We start from the raw sequence: 17,595 nt of genomic DNA on the forward strand, positions 1-17,595 counted from the left end.
CGTTATTCCTGCTTGCTAGTCGTTGTGGCTATTCGCCATTGGGTCACACCCTGACGCTGAGGCCCCAAGGCCTCCAGTAACTCTTTGAATCGTTGATCGTCGGCTTGTCTGGCTTGGGCGCGTCCTTCAAACAGCCCACCATCCGGCCCCCACTGGCCTTGACCTGCCAAGGTCAAATCCCCCGCCAAGGTACGCAGGCTTAACTGCACGCCCTGCCCCTTGCGGCTGACTGCCAATTGGTAATCACCCAGCTCGGCCTGGGCCGCCAGCGCGGAGCGTGCATTACGCCAATCCAGTTCCAGCAACGGCCCGTTTTCAGCGGCCAGAGCCTGACTGGGCCAGCGCAGCTGCAATTGCCCTTGCGGTTGCACGGTCTGCAACAAAGGATGCAAACGTCCTAACAGCGCGGCGGGAGCGGTCAGGCTTTGGCCCGAAATACGCCAACCTTGCAGGCTGGCTTGCAGGCGCACAGGCTGATCCAGCCAGCCATGGCTCAACTCCATTTGCGGCCAGGGTGCCAAACGCCAACGCCAGCTGACAGGACCGGGAACAGTGCGGGCCAACAGACCCGAACCCACGACCAGCAAGCCTTGACCGGAGGCCAGGCTGCCATGGGCGGTTTCCAGCCGTAGCGGCAACTGCTCGGGCTGCCAGGCCAGCATCATGCGGGCAGGCAGAAAGGGCACGGCGGCCAGCAGCAAACACAGCGCCAGCAAAACCCACCCCATGATCTTGGCCAGCTTTTTCATGAAGGCTCTCCTGCACGCAGCACAATGCGGCCATCCAGCAGACCGGCGCGTTCACGGCTATCGACCACAGAGCGACTCATGCTGACTTCCTGCACGGCAAAGCCCAGCACGCGGGGGGCGTGCATCAGCCAATCCATCAAGGCAGGAGCGGCCACAGCCTGGCAGACCAGAACACGTTGCTCGGCCTGTGACTGCTCTGTCTGACACTGGGTACCCAAGGTCTGCAAGCTGCGCTGCAAGGCCTTGTCTTGCCCTTGTCCATCCACAGGCGCGACCAGCTCTTTATCCAGCACCTGAATCTGCGCCAGCACGGTTTGCAGTTGCGCCATCTCGTACTGCAGACGAGGCAGCTCCTGTTTTGCCAAGGCCAGATCACGAATGGCAGGACGTAAGAGCAACAACCACAGAAACATCAAAACCAGCAAAGCGCCCAATACCGACAAGGCCAATTGATCCCGACGGCCCAAGGCTTGCCAGTACTGTCTTGCCAGGGCGAGCTTGCTTTGTACGGTCAGCCATACAGGCTGAAGTGCGGTGAATTTGCTCATTGCGGCGCCCCCTGCTGGCTGGCTGCTTGCGCTGCTTTGCTAAAGCCGATTTCCCATTGGCGGGCAGACTCGCCCTGCTTCCACTCCAGATCCGATTCAGCCGGCAAAGGCTGCGCGGCCAGTTCGCTGGCCAGCGTCAAATGCAATTGCTGATCTTTGAAACTCAATGCCCGCACCTGTCCTTGCAAAGCAGGCCACTGCACGGCGCTGGCCATCAATAAACGATCAAAGGGAGCCGAGGCCGGGCTTTTCTCGGTCAGCAAACCATCACGATGCTGTCTGGCCTGCGTCAAGGGTGCGACGATAACGGGCAGGTGTGGCAAGGCTTGCCGAACCGCCTGCTCCATCTGAGTCTGCACCTGCCTCATTTGAGATCGCAACGACTGCGCCTGCTGCTGCAAGACCAGGGTCCAACTCAACACAGTGGCCAAAGTCCACCACAGGCTTTGTCGTAGCACGCTGCTACCACCATTCGACGCCATCTCTGGCATCAGCAAGGAGCAGGCCGGCACCGTCAAGTTTTGGCCCTGGCCCTGCCTGTCTTGTTCATGGCCATCGGACCAGGCGTAAACCCCGCTCAAAGGCAGTCCCAACTGACGCGCCTGCTCCCCCAAAGCCAGCAAAGGCTGGCGCTCCGTCCAGGCCAATTGACTCATCCCGGACGGCCCCGGTGCCGAACAGGCCACCCACACCTGTTCGATAGGGCTCAAGCACATAGGCTCGACCGCACTACACGCCACAGCCTGCCGCCGCGAGGCGCTGACCGAGGGAATACGCGCTTCCGTCACCGTCGCCATCCCTGCAGGCAGGACCAGTTCCAAAGAGCGGGCCAGGCCCTTGAACTCCTGCACCTCTCCCCGTCCACGGCGCAATACCCTGGCGCGCTTGTCCCGCAGCACAAAGTCCACCGGCTGATCCAGCCTTGGCGGAGAGTCCAAATAAATACGCAGCACTTTGCTCATCACTTCAACGAATCCAGACAATCCGGCTGCGGTCCGCAGCCCTGTTGATCAGGGCCTGGGTTGCCACCCGGCTATGGTCAAGTCGTAACTCGCCACTTAATAAAAACCATTCACTGCGCACGCTCAGCGTTTGCCCCTCCAGCGCCTCCTGACGTTGGAGGCGGGCCTGCACATCGGCCTGATCCCGAAACCACTGGCCCCGGTCGCGCTGCTCCAAGAGGCCACGCCATTCCACCAGGCTGACGGAAGGCTGCACGGCCGCCAGCACCTGGGCACTGGCGGTATTCACGTTCACGGATTTGGCTTGCGGCAAATAGCTCAGATATGGCTCCAGCTGCTTGGCCTGTTGCTCTGCATTGGGAAAGAAGTCCTGCAAATGAGAGGGCCAAGGCGCTTGCCCGGCCTGTGCCCGCTCCAATCGCTGGGCCAGCTCCAAAGCCAAAGAGGGTTCCTGCTGCACACTGCCCAGCAATTGCTCCAATGCCTGCACATAGCGGGCCTGAATGCGGCCATCGCGCAGCAATAAAGCCAGATTGAATTTGCCCTGCTCATCCTGGATATAGCCGGAGAAGTAAGCCGCACGGGTCTTGTCCGGAGTCTCTATCTTCAGCTCGCTCAGGGCCTGCGCCCACAGTCCACCTTTGTGCGTCACAGCGGAGCGCTGCGAGTCCAGACGCAAGACCAGCACAGCCCAATCCAGCGCGCCGCGCAGCAACCAGTTGGCCTGCATGTAATCGCGCTCGCTGGCCAACTGGGTTGCCAGCCCACTTTGACGCTGGACGATGCCCATGGTGGCAATGGACACTGCCATCACGACCACCAGCGCATTGATCACAGCCATGCCTTGTTGAGATGCCCGTTTCATAGCAGCATCACCACTTTGCGATACGGTTGCTCCTGCCCTTCCAACTGCACTGTCAGTTCTATGCCTGTAGCGGCTGCCCCGGCTTGATCGGGCCACGGCCAGCTTTGCCAGCCACGCGCCGGAATCCAGATACGCAAGTTCCAGGCGGTGACCTGCTCCAGCACATCTTGCAAAGGGCCCAACTCGGGCAAGGGGTAAACCGTTCCTGCCTGGGCAATAGCCCGTTGCAACACGCCTTGCTGCAAACGCCATTGAATCTGCTGGGTTCCCGCTCCGGCTTCGGCGCGACGTTCAATCATCAGGATGGCCGGGCCTTCACCCTTGGCTTGCCAGCGAATACTGGCGGGCAACACCGCCATCGCCCCCGTCGGGTCCGCAGGACCTGGCGCGGTGGGCAGATGCAACTCCAGATCCCGGCCCATTTGGGATAAGACATTGAACAAGGCCTGGGTCTGGCGCGCCTGTCGGCCAAGCTGCTCATCCGCGTGCAAGACCGCATCCAGGCCACGCCAGGACATCAGACTGATCAAGGCCATGATGGTCAGGGCCACCAACATTTCCACCAAAGTGAAGCCTTCCTGGCTCGCGTCTGTCATGGCAAGGACGCCAAGGTCGCATGCAACTCGGCCAGCACGGGGCCTTGGGGCAAGAAAGCTTGTACCGTTACCTGACGAAAGAAGCGATTGGCCGTGGCCTGCACGGTTTGCTTGCACTGCAAGTTCAAGGAACCCTGACGACAAGGCACAACGGTTTCACCCGAATCGGGAAACAGGCGGCGCAGCCGCATCTCGGCCACCACACCATCGGCTGCCAACAGAGCCAGGCTGCGTTCATGCATGGCCTGGCTACCAGAGGCGCTAAGGCCCAGTGCACGCAATCCGGCGGTCAAGGCCACCGAGACGATCGCCAGCGCAATCAATACTTCAATCAAACTCATGCCACGCTCTGTCATGACTGCACATCAAAACGGCCCGTCGGATCGCTGCGTAAATGCAGGACCTCGTGACCATCATCCAGCTCCAGCTGACGCGGCGCGGACAACCATTCATTCACAAAAACCCACGGTCCCGCCGGCTCCAGGCGCACACGCACTGATTCCAAAGTCCAGGATCGTTGAGGAAACAACTGGGCAAAGCGGGCCTGATCGCGCAGCCAGCCCGGTGTGGGGCTGGCACCATCCGTAGCGTCCGGGATCAAGCTGAAGCGATAGCCCTGCTGATCCGCACTCCAGGCGACGCTACGCCCGCTTTCACGCACATAGCTTTGCAGTTCGGCCAGACGCAGAGCCAGTTGACGGGCTTCTCGCTGTATCCCCTGATCCCGGTCCAGCACCAGCACGCTTAAACCCGCGCTGCTGACAATGCCCACGATCAGCAAGACCACCAAGGTCTCGATCAAGGAAAAGCCCCGCTGAGCCACATCAGTCCCAATTGCCTATGTCGGCATCACTGCCCGACCCACCGGCCTGCCCATCCGCCCCCAGCGAGAACACATCAATCTCGCCATGAACGCCGGGTTGCAGATACTGGTACGGATTGCCCCAAGGGTCGTTGGGCAGGCGGTCCATATAAGGACGCCAGTTGCGTGGCTCGGGAGGCTGGGTGGGACGCTGGTGCAGTGCCGCCAAACCTTGAGCGGTACTGGGGTAACGGCCGTTATCCAGGCGGTACAGCTTCAGGGCCTGTGTCAGGGCAGCAATGTCCTGACGAGCGGCGACGGCACGTGCCTGATCGGGACGGTCCATCAGACTGGGGACGACCAGGGCCGCCATAATGCCCATGATGACCACCACCACCATGACCTCAATCAGAGAAAAACCTTGTTGAGCGCGGGACTGAACAGAGCCGGCCAAACGGCGTGCCGGACGGCGAGATAAAGTAGATCGAGACATGAAGGAAATAAGCTACCCAAAAAAACCCAAGCTCTTGTCATACGGGCTTCATGCAGCACACGCACACTAAGAGCCCTTAAGACAGCCATCTTGGCCGTCTGCCAAAGCACTATGCGATGCAGTCTAAATGGGTATTATTTCCGCCATATTTCCGTCACATCTTTGGTTGCGTCTGTGTCAGGCCGGTATCGCTCTGGCCCTGATCAATTTGCTGATCAACCTGTTCCTGCCCTCGGACGGGACCATTGCGCCGGTACTGGAAGAAGACCACCGCGAGCAGATCAGCACGCAGCAAATTGCGCAGTGGTTTGGAGGCAGCACCGCGCTGCCCGAGTTGCGTCTGCATGGCATGATCGTAAGCGGCCAGGCGGGGGCAGCCCTGCTCAGCATCAATCAACAGCCGGTACGTGCGTATCGCCCTGGTCAGGAGCTGGCACCGGGTGTGCTGCTGGATTCGCTGCAACGCGAACACATTGTGATTACGGTAGATGCCGTGCCTCAACAAATCGCCACCGAGCGCAAAGGCCCCGCCATCATTCCCGGTATCCAGCAAGGGGCTAAGCCCTGAATTGAAGAGTTAGCAGTATGATTTAAAGCTGTCTTTCTTCTTCACCCTGGTGGGTATGCCTGCTTTACTTCGTCACTGGTTTGACAGCCTGCGCCCCAAGTCGCTGGCCATTGCACGCCCTGAAATGCTGCGTGCCACGCTAGGCGCCACGCTTAGCGTGTTGTTGGTTTCCTCTCTTAGCCTGTACCTGTCGGATTTTGCACATACGCATCATTGGTTGGTGGCGTCCCTGGCCGCCAGCGCCTTGCTGATTTTTCTGGTGCCAAGCAGCCCGTTGGCACAGCCCTGGAACATATTGCTGGGCAATCTGGTGGGCGCACTCACAGGCATTACCTGCGCGGTGCTGCTCCCTCATCCGATTGCTGCCATTACGATGGCCGTCTGCGTTGCCATGCCCATCATGCTGGCCCTGCGCTGCGTGCATCCGCCCAGTCTGGCAATGGCGGTCTTTCCCGCTCTGAATGGTATTCAGAACTACGACTTCGTCCTGTTTCCGGTGCTGTTTGACTCCTGCGTGCTGATCCTTCTGGGCATGCTGTACAACCGCCTGACCGGCGTGGCTTATCCGCCGGTACATAAACCCGCAACACGCCCAGCCGCCACGCCAGCCCGCTTTACGGACCAGGATTACGATGCGGCTTTAAGCCACTACAACCAGACTCTGAACATCAGCCACGATGATCTGGAAAAGCTGGTCAGTTATGTGCACCAGTCTGCCTTCCGACGCAATCTGGGCACACGCCGCTGCTCCACCCTGATGAATGATGCGCCTCTGTCCTGCCTGGTCAGTACGCCCTTGCAGCAAGCCTGGGACATGATGCGCGAGCGCAAGATCAAGGCCTTGCCCGTGCTGGATCAGAACAAGCACGTGATTGGTATCCTGGCCCTGTCGGACTTCTTGCAACGCGCCGGACTGGATCAGCCGGATAATCTGCGCCAGCGACTCAAGCGCTTCTTGAGCCCCCGACAACGTGCAGCCCCCACAGTGGCCGAGATCATGACTGCGCCGGCCGTCACCGCCAACGCGAACTGGTCGGTGGCAGAGCTGATTCCCTTGTTCAGCCAGGGCCGCCACCGTCACATGCCTGTGGTCAATGACCATAAAGAGTTGGTAGGCATGATTACCCAATCTGATCTGATGCTGGAGCTGTTCAGAATTCTGCAGCCACCACGCGGCAAGCAGGACTGAATATAAAGGTTCAGCCCAAAAAAAATCCCCACTGCTTGCCATCGCCAAACAGTGGGGACAGATCAGCACCCATGCGTCTTACACAGGCGCAGAACCTTGTTACTCGGCCTGCAAGACACCCCGGCGCAACTGATCGCGCTCGATGGATTCAAACAAGGCCTTGAAGTTGCCTTCACCAAAACCATCATCGCCCTTGCGCTGAATGAACTCGAAAAACACGGGGCCCATCAAGGTTTCAGAGAAAATCTGCAGCAAGAGACGGCGGTGGCCACCTTCCGATGTGCCGTCCAGCAAAATGCCACGGCTTTGCAGTTCTGCGGTGGGTTCACCGTGTGCAGGCAGGCGGCCTTCCAGCATCTCGTAATAGGTTTGTGGCGGTGCGGTCATAAAGCGCATGCCCATGGCCTTGAGCTTGTCCCAGGAAGCGATCAGATCATCGGTCAGGAAAGCCACGTGCTGGATGCCTTCACCATTGAACTGCATCAGGAATTCTTCGATCTGGCCCGAGCCCTTGGCAGATTCCTCGTTCAGGGGAATGCGGATTTTGCCATCGGGGGCGGTCATGGCCTTGGACGTCAGGCCGGTATATTCGCCCTTGATGTCGAAATAGCGAATCTCACGGAAGTTGAACAGGTGCTCATAGAACTGGGCCCAGTAAGCCATGCGGCCGCGATACACGTTATGGGTCAGGTGATCGATCTCTTTCAGGCCCGCGCCCACGGGATGACGATCCACGCCGTCCAGGTAAACGAAGTCAATGTCGTAGATGGAGTTGTCTTCACCAAAGCGGTCGATCAGGTACAGAGGGGCACCACCAATACCCTTGATGGCAGGCAGACGCAGTTCCATCGGTCCGGTAGGAATATCGACAGGCTGGGCACCCAGTTCCAGCGCCCGCTCGTAGGCCTTTTGCGCATCGCGCACGCGGAACGCCATGCCGCAGGCCGAAGGGCCATGCTCGGCGGCGAAGTAAGCCGCGTGGCTCTTGGGCTCTTCATTCAGGATCAGGTTGATCTCGCCCTGGCGATACAGGGACACTTTCTTGGAGCGGTGTACCGCCACTTTGGTGAACCCCATCATCTCGAAGACAGGTTCCATCACACCAGGCTGGGGAGCGGCAAATTCGATGAACTCAAAGCCCATCAGGCCCATTGGATTTTCAAACAAGTCAGTCATAGCAGACTCCAGTTGCAATCAGGTAATCAAAGATGGCGTAAAAACGCCTTGAAACTTGGGCTCAAGCCTTGCAGGGGGGCGCGCAGGATACCCCACGCACACTGCGTGCCAAGTGATCACCAAACAACAATTGAAATCCCAGAAACCTCACAGGCTCTGCTCCAGTGGGCGGGAAGCCGAAATGCATTCCCATCGCCGACATTTATTATCAGGTAAACAGGCCTTTTTTCGATATAGAGCATTACCCTAGAGGCTTCAATCACCTGCTCTAGCGCGCCAGCAACTGTGGTACGGACGAGACCAGCATCGCAATGCCGGACAGGGTCAACAGACTTAAAACAAGGGCTCGAAACGTGCTTTGGCTAATGCCCACATACAGGCGCGCGCCCGCCAGCACAGGGATCAGCACAGCCAGCATCACCAGTCCTATAGACGGCAACATGGACGGCAGAATAGAACCGGAAGCAATATAGGCCAGCAAAGTTACCGACAAAGTCGCCAGATTGAAGTTTTGTATAACGGCGCGCTGCTCATCTTTGGGCAGCCCGGTCATGGTGGTCCACAAGGTAGGAATCACCCCCGTCATACCACCGAGCCCGCCCATGATGCCGCCTATCAAACCCGACACGGCATTGGCCAGACGGCTACGCACCCTCACATGGCCCAAACGGCTGGACATCAGCATGATCGGGCACCAGATCACCATCAAGGTTCCTAAAAACGCCTTGAATACGGCTGCATCCAGGAAAGGCAGCAAATAGGTCCCCAAAGGCACACCAATCAGGCCGCCGGCCAGAAACGGCAACAGGATCTGCCAATAAGAGGTACGCCGCCGGGTGAAGGCGGCAATCATCTGCCCTGTCCAGGCACCGCATACCGCCAGCACCGCCGCCAGTTGAGGCTCCAGAAACCAGGCCCAGCAGGACATAGCCACCATGCCAAAGGCAAAGCCCGACAAACCCTGCACAAAACCCGCCACAATGGCGCCAACAGCCACCGCCCAGTAAACCGACTCCATCATCCCCCGCTGCTCCTTGCCTGTAGACAAGCGACAGTATCTCTCTTTACGAATCGAGCGGGCAGAAAAAAGCCTCCACAATGGAGGCTTCCCAAACTGTTACCGGCGTCGGCCAAGACTGGCCAATCAGGCCTGGTTCAGATTGGTTCAGGCTGGGTCAGCAGCACGCAGATCACGAGGTTGGATCAGCGATTCGGCACGCAACACGTCATTCAGGGTCTCGGCATCCATCAAACCACGCTTGAGAACCACGTCACGAATATTGGTACCTGTCTGGAAGGCTTCGGCGGCAACCGAGGTAGCCGCTTTGTAACCGATGAACGGGTTCAAGGCGGTGACCAGGGAAATGGAACGCTCGATATTGCTTTCCAGGCATTCACGGTTGGCAGTGATACCTACCACGCAGAACTGGGTCAGCGTGTCGCAAGCATTGCTCAACAAAGCCATGCTACGCAGCAGGGAGTGAATAATCACAGGCTCAAACGCGTTCAGCTGCAACTGACCGGCTTCAGCAGCCATGGTCACGGTCATGTCGGCACCAATCACTTCAAAGGCAACCTGGTTGACCACTTCAGGGATCACGGGGTTGACTTTACCGGGCATGATGGACGAACCAGCTTGCACGGCGGGCAGACAAATTTCACCCATACCAGCACGAGGACCGCTGGAGAGCAGACGCAAGTCGTTGGACAGCTTGGACAGCTTGACGGCAGCGCGCTTCAACACACCCGACAGGTGCAGGAAACCGCCGCAATCCTGAGTGGCTTCGATCAAATCGTCAGAGACACGCAGTTGAACACCGGACAGATCGGACAAGGCAGCCACAGCCAGCTGAGCATACTCAGGGTGAGCCGTAATGCCGGTACCAATAGCCGTACCGCCCAGATTCACGTCACACATCAGCTTGCGCGATTCTTTCAGACGCACGATGTCTTCGTTGATCATGGTGGCAAAGGCGTTGAACTCCTGACCCAGGGTCATGGGCACAGCATCTTGCAACTGAGTGCGGCCAATCTTCATGTACGAGGAGAATTCCTCGGACTTTTTCAGGAAGGCGTCGCGCAGACGTTCCATGGCGGCAAACAGCGGGTCCAGCGAACGGTAGGCAGCCAGGTGCAAAGCCGTTGGATAGACATCGTTGGTGCTTTGGGCCATGTTCACATCTTCATTGGGGTGAAGATACTGGTACTCGCCGCGCTTGTGACCCATATGTTCCAAGGCCAGGTTACAGATAACCTCGTTGGCATTCATATTGGTCGAGGTACCTGCGCCGCCCTGAATCATGTCTACCACGAAATGCTCATGGCACTTGCCCGCTTGTACGGCCTGACATGCAGCCACAATGGCGTCGTGCTTATCCTGCTCCAGCAAACCCAGTTTGAAATTGGCCTGAGCAGCTGCCTGCTTGACCAGCGCCAGAGCATTAATCAGTTCCGGGTAAGTTGAAATAGGCGTACCGGTAATGTGGAAATTCTCCTTGGCACGCAAGGTATGAACACCATAATAGACTTCATCGGGGACTTGGCGGTCTCCCAGCAAATCATGTTCGATACGGAACTGACTCATAATTCCTTCGTTTCCTTAATAACGATAGCAAGACTTTTTTGATACGCCTCATACTCAATCCCGGACTACAAACGGAACAAAGCCCTACCATTTCTTGCGAACTTGGCAGGGGCTCGGGGACATGCTGGCAAATACCGCTAATAAGCTTTGGATAATGCTTGTATCCAATTCCGGAAAGCAAAGGCCCGTAAAAAACGGGCCTCTATTGCAATCCGCCAAGCGGGGTGAATGATCCAACCGCCTTTTTTGAAGGCATCGTCGAGCTCGGGAAGCGCTTTGAACATTGTAAACGCCGAGCGCTCACATGCACGTCGTTTTGCGGTTTTTCTTGAGTTGGGCCCCTCTGCTTTCCTGACTGACAGTTGAAAACTCGCTTAATTTAGCGGTGTATCTCCGATATAGCTCGCTCATCATGTCTGTAACAAGAGTCTGGCGCTTTGAACACGAGCGTTGCGCGCTTGCATCATTTTGATGCGTTCAAGCCATAAGACTCACAACACAGGATCAAAAATCATCCCATGCTGCCCGGATAGGAAGTCCGGAAACCTTGCAGTTTGAGAAAAAAAGGAAGGCAAAAGAGTATACACAGGCTTTACGACTATTCTGTAAACCCATAGCCGCTTATACTGAAAAAAACTGGTCTTATTTTACTAAATGAAAATTCCTAATCAATAAAAGATGTTTAAATCAGTAAAAATGGAATTAAAAAATAAGATAAATTTCCACATTAAAAGCAGCGGCTCAGTAATAAAAGAAAGCAAACCCGTTTTTATTGGGTTTTATTGATTCTTTCTAAATAACTACTGCTCTTTGCCGCGCACTCCTTAACGGCACAGCACTATGAAATTACTCGATCTGAAATATCAAACTATCCTGAGCGAATCCCAACGCCAGGCCCACCCTAAAACCGAGGATATCGAACTGTGTTTACGCGTTCTGTCGCTGGCCTCCAGCATTAATCGCGCTTCCAGCTCTGTTCTGAACGAATTTGGTCTGTCCGAAGGACGTCTGGTTCTGCTGTTCTTGCTTAGCCGCCAACCCTCTGGCCTGAGCCCCGCGCTATTGGCAGAACAAGCTGGCGTGACCCGCGCCACCATCACCGGCCTGCTCGACGGGCTGGAACAGCAGCAATTGCTGGTACGCCAGAACAATACCTCGGACCGCCGCGTGCTCACTGTTAAACTCACCGAGGCCGGACAAGAGTTGTGCGAGCACCTGCTGCCCTATTACATCGAGTGGCTATCGGGCGTATTTAGTCATGTGCCCCAAGACGTGCGCGAACGCTTGTCCAATTTGTTATCCAAAGCCCTGCAAGGCAACGACACACCGGAAATCAAAGTTGAAAAGCCTCTTTCGCACACCATCCCCGGAACCATGCAGCGCAGTTATATGGCTTAAGGCACATACTCGCCTTGCCCCAGGGTCGACCTTGTCGTCGACCCTACACCGTCAAGGGTGGCAACCGTATCGGTGCCACCCTTTGTTTTCGTCCCTGCAAGGCTGAAATTTATGGATGCTGCTGTTATGGATGCCATGAAAAAATGGCCCAATGTGCCCGCTGTCAGCGGGTATATCTCTTTAGATCAGTCTGGTCATTGGCGTCATCATCCGGCTGGCGATGCTAACCAGCACCCAGGGCAAGTGGGCGAGCGCATTGCCCACCAGGGTTTGTTGGCATTTTTCAACCGTAATTATCAGGCGGATGAACAAGGCCGCTGGTTTATCCAGAATGGTCCGCAACGTGTTTATGTCCGTCTGGACGCGGCCCCACTGATTGTTTCCCTGGCCCAGGATCAAGCCCATTTGCAAGACCATACTGGCCGTCCCGTTGAAACTATTCAGGCCTGGTACATCAGCGCTGAGGGCAGGCTCTATTTGCGCAGCTCCGCAGGCCCGGCCTTGTTAGCGGGCCGTGATGTTCCTGCCCTGCTGGATCAGTTACGCACAGATCAACACGGCCTGGAGAGTCTGGATCTGGAGCAAGCCCAGCGCAGCGAAGGCTGGTCCTTGCCCGCGTACCCACAAGCCTGTTCCCTGACAGTCTGGTCGTCCTGCGTGTCGCCCGCCGAGGAATTGGCGTATATTGTTTTGCCAGAACCCGATCCCAATTGAACCGCCATCACAGAATCTGCATGACCCAGCCATCCGCCTCTTTCTATTTCCCCGCCCCACGCACGCAAAACTTCTGCAATCAATGTGGCAGCAAATTGACACGCCTGGTGCCCCCGGACGATAACCGCATGCGTGATGTCTGCGAAAATTGCGGCGCGGTGCACTACCAGAATCCCCGCAATGTGGTCGGTATTGTGCCCATGTGGAAGGACGATCAGGTCTTGCTGTGCCGTCGCGCCATCGAGCCGCGCTACAACACCTGGACCTTGCCCGCCGGTTTCATGGAGCTGGGCGAAACGCTGGGGCAAGGCGCCTTGCGTGAAATGGGCGAGGAAGCGGGTGCGCAAGTCGAACCCGGCCCGCTCTTTACCGTTATCAGCGTGCCTTACGCTGAACAAGTTCACGTGTACTACCTGGCCAAAGTCATCAGCGACGTGCTGGACCCCGGTCCGGAGTCCCTGGAAGCCCGTTTCTTCCACCTGGACGACATCCCTTGGGACAACCTGGCTTTTCGCACCGTAACCGCCACCCTGGAGCGTTACGTCGAAGACCACAAAGCAGGCCGCTTCCAGATTCACGAATTTGATATCGCCCCCCGCGACCACGGCTGATCATGTCGCTTGTATGGGTCGCTCCTGATCAGGCCCTGCCCAGCCCTGAACACGCCAGCCCCGAAGGGCTGGTGGCTGCCGGTCTGGATTTAAGCGTTCCACGCCTCCTGGAAGCCTATAGCCAGGGCATGTTTCCCTGGTACAGCCCTGGCGACCCGGTTCTGTGGTGGTCTCCTGATCCGCGCATGGTGCTGGAGGTCGATCAATTCAAGATTTCCCGCTCCCTGGGCAAAAAACTGCGCCAGATTGCACGGCAGCAAGATCAGGACGACGCCCCTATCCGAGTCACCTGCGATCTGGCCTTTGAGCAAGTCATAGGCCAATGCGCCGCCCAACGTAGTGCGACCGGCACCTGGATCAGCCCGGATATTGAGCAGGTCTATACAGCTTTGCACCACAGTGGCTACGCCCACAGCGTAGAAACCTGGATGGACGGCAAGCTGGTCGGCGGTTTGTATGGGGTGAATCTGGGCCGCTTTTTCTTTGGCGAATCCATGTTTGCCTTGCAAACCGATGCCAGCAAGATCGCCCTGGCCCATCTGGTGGAGTTCCTGAAGTTCGCGGGCATCCCGTATATAGACTGCCAGCAAGAGACATCGCATCTGGCCAGTCTGGGTGCCAGCCCCATCCCCCGGAAAGACTTTATGGCTGCCCTGGCCTGGGCCAAAGATCAACCCAGCCCGGTCTGGCCGCGTGGGGCATTGCAACTAGGCCTGCCCCCAACTTGCTAGGCTGGCGCGAGCATCCCATAATGGCTCTATCACGCTTGGCAGAGTCGCATGAATTATCCCAAAGCACCCAGTCCCCAAACGCTGCAATTCTATTCCACGGCCAGCTATCGTTGCAGTTACCTGCCAGAACAACAGGCACGCTCGCTGGTTGCCGCTCCTGCTCACCTGATTAACGACACGGTTTACTCCAAGCTGGTCCAGCAAGGCTTTCGACGCAGCGGCACCTTTACCTATCGCCCCTATTGCGACCAGTGCCGCGCTTGCCTGCCCCTGCGTTGTGACACTCTGCACTTTCAGCCTGACCGTGCCCAGCGCCGTGCCAAAAAACGCCACGGCAATCTGGTCGTACAAGATCTGCCCCTGCACTGGAATGCCGAACACTACGAGCTGTACCGCCGTTACCAGGCCAGTCGACACCCCGGCGCCGGCATGGACGAGGACGACCAGTCCCAGTACGCCCAGTTTCTGCTGGCCAGCCATGTCACTTCGCGTCTGCTGGAGTTTCGTGAGCCCGACGGTACCTTGAAAATTGTGGCCGTCATCGACGTACTGCAAGACGGACTCTCCGCTGTCTATACCTTTTTTGATCCCGACGACACCGGCAGCCTGGGCACCTACGCCGTGCTCTGGCAGTTGGACTATTGCCGTCAACAATCCCTGCCCTGGCTCTATTTAGGCTACTGGATCGAAGAAAGCCGTAAAATGGCCTACAAAACCCGCTTTCGCCCCTACCAGCTCCTGATAAAAGGTCGTTGGGAATGGCTGGCTTAACGTCCTCTTTTATCGATCCCCATGTCTGCCCTATTCAGCCTTTATCCCTTGGCTCGCCGGGTGCTGTTCAGTCTGGATGCTGAACACGCTCACGAACTGACTCTGAAATCCCTGCATTGCGCCCACCAAACTCCTATTTTGGGCAGTTTGCTGAAAGACCTGCCCAGCAAGCCTTTGGAACTGATGGGTTTGAAGCTGCGCAATCCTGTGGGTCTGGCCGCAGGCCTGGATAAGAATGGCGCGCATATTGATGCCCTGGGCGCACTGGGCTTTGGCTTTGTCGAAGTTGGTACAGTGACCCCGAAAGCGCAGCCCGGCAATCCCAAGCCACGCCTGTTCCGCTTGCCTGAAGCCAATAGCCTGATCAATCGCTTTGGCTTTAACAACCACGGCCTGGATACCTTTATTGATAATGTGCGCAAAAGCCAATTCCGCTCGCAAGGCGGCATTCTGGGTCTGAACATTGGCAAAAACGCGACTACCCCCATTGAGCAGGCCGATCAGGACTATCTGACGTGTCTGCGTGCGGTCTACCCCCACGCTGATTACGTTACTGTGAATATCTCCTCACCCAACACGCAAAACCTGCGTGCCTTGCAGGCTCAGGATGAACTGGCCCGTCTGCTCGGTTCCTTGCAAGCGCTACGTACGGAATTGGCACAAGAGCACCAACGCTACGTGCCTATCGTGGTGAAAATCGCTCCTGACCTGGATCAATCGCAAATTGATGCCATTGCGGACACAGTACCCTCGCAAGGTCTGGACGGCATTATTGCCACCAATACCACCTTGTCGCGCGATGCCGTACAGGGTTTGCGTCACGGTCAGGAGCAAGGCGGCTTGTCCGGCCCACCCGTGCACGAATTATCCTTGAACGTCATTCGTCGTCTGCGCGAGCAACTAGGCCCCGACTTCCCGATTATTGGTGTGGGTGGTATTGAATCTGGCCGTCAGGCTCAGGAAAAGATCCAGGCCGGAGCCCAAGCAGTACAGCTATATACCGGCTTGATTTACAAAGGCCCCGCCCTGATCTCCGAGTGCATTCGCGCCCTGTAAAACGCATCGTGCCCGCGTGACGCGGGCACTAGCATCCTGAAGCAAGTTCACTACTGGCACGGCAAGCAAGAAAAAAGCCAGCTCGATGAGCTGGCTTTTTCTTTAGCGCCTGATTAAATCAGACCAGCAAAGACTTACTTCTTGCTGGTAGCAGCCGTTGCCGCAGCGGCAGCCGCTTCAACGGTTTTATTGCTGGCTTCGGTAACTTGAGCAGCAGCTTTCAGGCTGGCGTTGGTAGCAGCCTGGATGTTGCTTTCAGCAGCATCAGCAGCTTGGCGAGCAGCCTTGACAACGGTTTCAGCCGCGTTGGAGGCCGTGGCGAAGGAAGACTTCAGCAAAGCAACAGCGCTTTCGGTACCGGTAGGTGCGTTTTTGGCCAGCTGGTCGATAGCGTCAGCAGCGTGCTGTTGACCTTGAGCCAGTTGAGCTTCAGCGATGCGCGACAGGTTCAGTTGCAGATCGGAGAAGATGTCGTAAACGCTTTTGCCATATTCCAGAGCCTGGGCAGCATTAGGCTTGGCCACGCTTTGCGACAGGGCCACAACGTCTTGCACGTCTTTGGCGTTGATAACTTGCTGGGATTGGCCAGCCGCTTGTTCCAGCGAGCTGCGCAGCAGATTCAGGTTCAGACCAACCAGCTTTTCAAAGCCTTGCAGCAATTGACCTTGAGCAGCGAACAGGTTGTTCAAAGTAGCTTGTTGGGATTCCAGTACGTTTTGTGGAATAGCACTCATGATGTTTTCCTTGGAGATACGTGGCCTGGGTCAAGCCAGCGTGAAATTAGTGTCAGTGTTACTAGACAAGGGTCTGAAGAAGGCCCGGCTCATTCGCAACTACGCAAGGCAAACCTTCTATGTTGCACCGCAACAATTCAACTTTAAGCGCTATCCAAAACAAAGTCAACGTAATTTGTTGCGCTGCAACAAAACCGTCATGGACTTGTAATCAAGACTGGAAAAACAACACTAAAACACAGACTTAACGCTGTTTGTCGTATCCCAGCGTTTCGGAAATTTTAGCGGCGGTATTCAGCAAAACGGGAATCCAGTCATCGTGCAAACGCTCGGCCGGAGCAGATAAAGACAGACCGGCCAAAAGCTTGCCGGTGTCGTCATACACACCAGCCGCAATACAGCGCACACCCATCTCCAGCTCCTCGTTATCGCGGGCATAGCCCAGACGACGAACTTGCGCCAATTCGCGCTCCAGCAATTCCAGTTGAGTAATGCTGTTACGGGTAGCACCGGCCAGGCCGGTACGCATGACGTAGGCCCGCACCTGACGCGGTTCCCAGGAAGCCAGAAACAGCTTGCCGGTCGAGGTCAAATGCAAAGGTGCATGGCCACCAATGGCGCGCACCACCTGCATACCCGAGCTCTCGCTCCAGGAACGTTCCACATAGACAATTTCATCGCCCTGCTGCAAGGACAGATTCACCGTTTGTCCGGTGTACTTGTGCAGCTCGCGCATGGGGGCCAGGGAAGCCGCACGCACATTCAGACGGCCTTTAACCAGGGAGCCCAGCTCCAGCAAACGCATGCCCAGTCGGTATAAACCGCTGTCCACGCGCTCCACATAACGTCCCACCACCAGATCGTTCAGGATACGGTGAGTGGTTGAGGTATGCAGGCCAGTTGCAGCCGCCAGATTCTTCAATGCCACTGGCTCAGATTGCTTGGCCAGTTCGTCCAATAGAATCATGGCGCGTTCCAGAACCTGGATCGACATCTGACCACCATTGTTTGACGACGCGCCTGAGGGCGTAAAGGAATTTGTTGTCAT

General features: G+C 56.9%; 22 protein-coding genes. 9 read left to right on the forward strand and 13 right to left on the reverse strand.

Features of this window, described 5'->3' with window-relative positions:
• Window positions 1-2: 2 nt before the first annotated feature.
• From gspN to gspG, 8 genes are read right to left on the reverse strand one after another with little or no spacing between them, the layout of a single operon-like run.
• The gene (gspN, locus tag NIZ92_RS14830) at window positions 3-749 is read right to left on the reverse strand and encodes a type II secretion system protein N (RefSeq protein ID WP_115634009.1); all 747 of its coding nucleotides are present in this window, start codon (window positions 747-749) and stop codon (window positions 3-5) included.
• The gene (gspM, locus tag NIZ92_RS14835; RefSeq protein WP_254002183.1) at window positions 746-1,297 is read right to left on the reverse strand and encodes a type II secretion system protein GspM; all 552 of its coding nucleotides are present in this window, start codon (window positions 1,295-1,297) and stop codon (window positions 746-748) included. Before gspM ends, gspN begins: the two co-directional genes overlap by 4 nt.
• Entirely contained in the window at window positions 1,294-2,259 is a 966-nt protein-coding gene (locus NIZ92_RS14840; RefSeq protein WP_254002184.1) for a GspL/Epsl periplasmic domain-containing protein, read from the reverse strand. The genes gspM and NIZ92_RS14840 overlap by 4 nt, the downstream gene beginning before the upstream one ends.
• A 4-nt stretch (window positions 2,260-2,263) precedes the next feature.
• Complete coding sequence (gene gspK / locus NIZ92_RS14845; RefSeq protein WP_035271940.1) at window positions 2,264-3,124, reverse strand: type II secretion system minor pseudopilin GspK; 861 nt, start codon at window positions 3,122-3,124, stop codon at window positions 2,264-2,266.
• On the reverse strand, window positions 3,121-3,720 hold the full coding sequence (locus tag NIZ92_RS14850; RefSeq protein WP_115634012.1) for a type II secretion system protein J: 600 nt from the start codon (window positions 3,718-3,720) through the stop codon (window positions 3,121-3,123). The genes gspK and NIZ92_RS14850 overlap by 4 nt, the downstream gene beginning before the upstream one ends.
• Window positions 3,717-4,076, reverse strand: coding sequence for a type II secretion system minor pseudopilin GspI (gene gspI / locus NIZ92_RS14855; protein ID WP_367881673.1), 360 nt, complete (start codon window positions 4,074-4,076; stop codon window positions 3,717-3,719). The genes NIZ92_RS14850 and gspI overlap by 4 nt, the downstream gene beginning before the upstream one ends.
• Complete coding sequence (locus tag NIZ92_RS14860; RefSeq protein WP_026484756.1) at window positions 4,073-4,543, reverse strand: prepilin-type N-terminal cleavage/methylation domain-containing protein; 471 nt, start codon at window positions 4,541-4,543, stop codon at window positions 4,073-4,075. The genes gspI and NIZ92_RS14860 overlap by 4 nt, the downstream gene beginning before the upstream one ends.
• Window position 4,544: 1 nt before the next feature.
• Window positions 4,545-5,015 (reverse strand): type II secretion system major pseudopilin GspG, encoded by a 471-nt coding sequence (gspG, locus tag NIZ92_RS14865; RefSeq protein ID WP_021446951.1) that lies wholly within the window; start codon window positions 5,013-5,015, stop codon window positions 4,545-4,547.
• Between the two features lie 127 nt (window positions 5,016-5,142).
• On the opposite strand from gspG, the gene NIZ92_RS14870 reads away from it, so the two are divergent.
• Both NIZ92_RS14870 and NIZ92_RS14875 read left to right on the forward strand, forming a co-directional pair.
• Entirely contained in the window at window positions 5,143-5,583 is a 441-nt protein-coding gene (locus tag NIZ92_RS14870) for a hypothetical protein (RefSeq protein WP_035271935.1), read from the forward strand.
• A 55-nt stretch (window positions 5,584-5,638) separates the two neighbouring features.
• Window positions 5,639-6,772, forward strand: coding sequence for an HPP family protein (locus NIZ92_RS14875; protein ID WP_009460080.1), 1,134 nt, complete (start codon window positions 5,639-5,641; stop codon window positions 6,770-6,772).
• Between the two features lie 99 nt (window positions 6,773-6,871).
• Here NIZ92_RS14875 and hppD read toward each other — a convergent pair whose 3' ends face one another.
• The 3 genes from hppD to aspA all read right to left on the reverse strand — a co-directional run bounded on the left by hppD (window position 6,872) and on the right by aspA (window position 10,532).
• Window positions 6,872-7,948 (reverse strand): 4-hydroxyphenylpyruvate dioxygenase, encoded by a 1,077-nt coding sequence (hppD, locus tag NIZ92_RS14880; RefSeq protein WP_254002186.1) that lies wholly within the window; start codon window positions 7,946-7,948, stop codon window positions 6,872-6,874.
• 268 nt (window positions 7,949-8,216) lie between these two features.
• Entirely contained in the window at window positions 8,217-8,966 is a 750-nt protein-coding gene (locus NIZ92_RS14885) for a sulfite exporter TauE/SafE family protein (protein WP_115634057.1), read from the reverse strand.
• A 147-nt stretch (window positions 8,967-9,113) separates the two neighbouring features.
• Complete coding sequence (gene aspA / locus NIZ92_RS14890) at window positions 9,114-10,532, reverse strand: aspartate ammonia-lyase (protein WP_009460082.1); 1,419 nt, start codon at window positions 10,530-10,532, stop codon at window positions 9,114-9,116.
• A gap of 840 nt (window positions 10,533-11,372) precedes the next feature.
• On the opposite strand from aspA, the gene NIZ92_RS14895 reads away from it, so the two are divergent.
• The 6 genes from NIZ92_RS14895 (at window position 11,373) to NIZ92_RS14920 (ending at window position 15,813) form a co-directional block, all read left to right on the forward strand.
• A complete protein-coding gene (locus NIZ92_RS14895; RefSeq protein ID WP_021446953.1) occupies window positions 11,373-11,930 on the forward strand; it encodes a MarR family winged helix-turn-helix transcriptional regulator in 558 nt (185 codons plus the stop codon).
• Window positions 11,931-12,041: 111 nt separating this feature from the next.
• Window positions 12,042-12,644 (forward strand): DUF2946 family protein, encoded by a 603-nt coding sequence (locus NIZ92_RS14900; RefSeq protein WP_254002187.1) that lies wholly within the window; start codon window positions 12,042-12,044, stop codon window positions 12,642-12,644.
• Window positions 12,645-12,664: 20 nt separating this feature from the next.
• Window positions 12,665-13,255: an NUDIX hydrolase gene (locus NIZ92_RS14905; protein ID WP_009460085.1), complete on the forward strand. Its 591-nt coding sequence runs from the start codon at window positions 12,665-12,667 to the stop codon at window positions 13,253-13,255.
• Window positions 13,256-13,257: 2 nt separating this feature from the next.
• Entirely contained in the window at window positions 13,258-13,986 is a 729-nt protein-coding gene (aat, locus tag NIZ92_RS14910) for a leucyl/phenylalanyl-tRNA--protein transferase (protein WP_083053156.1), read from the forward strand.
• Window positions 13,987-14,034: 48 nt separating this feature from the next.
• Entirely contained in the window at window positions 14,035-14,757 is a 723-nt protein-coding gene (locus tag NIZ92_RS14915) for an arginyltransferase (protein ID WP_060186979.1), read from the forward strand.
• A gap of 21 nt (window positions 14,758-14,778) precedes the next feature.
• Complete coding sequence (locus NIZ92_RS14920) at window positions 14,779-15,813, forward strand: quinone-dependent dihydroorotate dehydrogenase (RefSeq protein ID WP_060186980.1); 1,035 nt, start codon at window positions 14,779-14,781, stop codon at window positions 15,811-15,813.
• A gap of 134 nt (window positions 15,814-15,947) precedes the next feature.
• On the opposite strand, the gene phaP is transcribed toward NIZ92_RS14920, so the two are convergent.
• Window positions 15,948-16,547, reverse strand: coding sequence for a TIGR01841 family phasin (phaP, locus tag NIZ92_RS14925; RefSeq protein ID WP_009460089.1), 600 nt, complete (start codon window positions 16,545-16,547; stop codon window positions 15,948-15,950).
• Between phaP and NIZ92_RS14930 the strand changes: the two genes are divergently transcribed.
• Window positions 16,546-16,758, forward strand: coding sequence for a hypothetical protein (locus NIZ92_RS14930; RefSeq protein ID WP_254002188.1), 213 nt, complete (start codon window positions 16,546-16,548; stop codon window positions 16,756-16,758). The two genes, phaP and NIZ92_RS14930, sit on opposite strands and share 2 nt — an antisense overlap.
• 33 nt (window positions 16,759-16,791) lie before the next feature.
• On the opposite strand, the gene NIZ92_RS14935 is transcribed toward NIZ92_RS14930, so the two are convergent.
• Entirely contained in the window at window positions 16,792-17,541 is a 750-nt protein-coding gene (locus tag NIZ92_RS14935; protein ID WP_035271925.1) for an IclR family transcriptional regulator, read from the reverse strand.
• Window positions 17,542-17,595: the final 54 nt, after the last annotated feature.

This window comes from Alcaligenes sp. 1735tsa3 (assembly GCF_024134565.1).
Lineage (GTDB): Bacteria > Pseudomonadota > Gammaproteobacteria > Burkholderiales > Burkholderiaceae_B > Alcaligenes > Alcaligenes phenolicus.

Bases quoted from the DNA above. Each gene is read 5' to 3' on its own strand.
- NIZ92_RS14840 (WP_254002184.1), bottom strand. From the start codon at position 2,259: ATGAGCAAAGTGCTGCGTATTTATTTGGACTCTCCGCCAAGGCTGGAT.
- NIZ92_RS14850 (WP_115634012.1), bottom strand. From the start codon at position 3,720: ATGACAGACGCGAGCCAGGAAGGCTTCACTTTGGTGGAAATGTTGGTG.
- NIZ92_RS14885 (WP_115634057.1), bottom strand. From the start codon at position 8,966: ATGGAGTCGGTTTACTGGGCGGTGGCTGTTGGCGCCATTGTGGCGGGT.
- phaP (WP_009460089.1), bottom strand. From the start codon at position 16,547: ATGAGTGCTATTCCACAAAACGTACTGGAATCCCAACAAGCTACTTTG.
- NIZ92_RS14905 (WP_009460085.1), top strand. From the start codon at position 12,665: ATGACCCAGCCATCCGCCTCTTTCTATTTCCCCGCCCCACGCACGCAA.
- gspK (WP_035271940.1), bottom strand. From the start codon at position 3,124: ATGAAACGGGCATCTCAACAAGGCATGGCTGTGATCAATGCGCTGGTG.
- gspN (WP_115634009.1), bottom strand. From the start codon at position 749: ATGAAAAAGCTGGCCAAGATCATGGGGTGGGTTTTGCTGGCGCTGTGT.
- gspM (WP_254002183.1), bottom strand. From the start codon at position 1,297: ATGAGCAAATTCACCGCACTTCAGCCTGTATGGCTGACCGTACAAAGC.
- NIZ92_RS14915 (WP_060186979.1), top strand. From the start codon at position 14,035: ATGAATTATCCCAAAGCACCCAGTCCCCAAACGCTGCAATTCTATTCC.
- gspG (WP_021446951.1), bottom strand. From the start codon at position 5,015: ATGTCTCGATCTACTTTATCTCGCCGTCCGGCACGCCGTTTGGCCGGC.
- NIZ92_RS14900 (WP_254002187.1), top strand. From the start codon at position 12,042: ATGGATGCTGCTGTTATGGATGCCATGAAAAAATGGCCCAATGTGCCC.
- NIZ92_RS14930 (WP_254002188.1), top strand. From the start codon at position 16,546: ATGATGTTTTCCTTGGAGATACGTGGCCTGGGTCAAGCCAGCGTGAAA.
- NIZ92_RS14935 (WP_035271925.1), bottom strand. From the start codon at position 17,541: ATGTCGATCCAGGTTCTGGAACGCGCCATGATTCTATTGGACGAACTG.
- aspA (WP_009460082.1), bottom strand. From the start codon at position 10,532: ATGAGTCAGTTCCGTATCGAACATGATTTGCTGGGAGACCGCCAAGTC.
- NIZ92_RS14895 (WP_021446953.1), top strand. From the start codon at position 11,373: ATGAAATTACTCGATCTGAAATATCAAACTATCCTGAGCGAATCCCAA.
- NIZ92_RS14920 (WP_060186980.1), top strand. From the start codon at position 14,779: ATGTCTGCCCTATTCAGCCTTTATCCCTTGGCTCGCCGGGTGCTGTTC.
- NIZ92_RS14875 (WP_009460080.1), top strand. From the start codon at position 5,639: ATGCCTGCTTTACTTCGTCACTGGTTTGACAGCCTGCGCCCCAAGTCG.
- NIZ92_RS14870 (WP_035271935.1), top strand. From the start codon at position 5,143: ATGGGTATTATTTCCGCCATATTTCCGTCACATCTTTGGTTGCGTCTG.
- aat (WP_083053156.1), top strand. From the start codon at position 13,258: ATGTCGCTTGTATGGGTCGCTCCTGATCAGGCCCTGCCCAGCCCTGAA.
- hppD (WP_254002186.1), bottom strand. From the start codon at position 7,948: ATGACTGACTTGTTTGAAAATCCAATGGGCCTGATGGGCTTTGAGTTC.
- gspI (WP_367881673.1), bottom strand. From the start codon at position 4,076: ATGACAGAGCGTGGCATGAGTTTGATTGAAGTATTGATTGCGCTGGCG.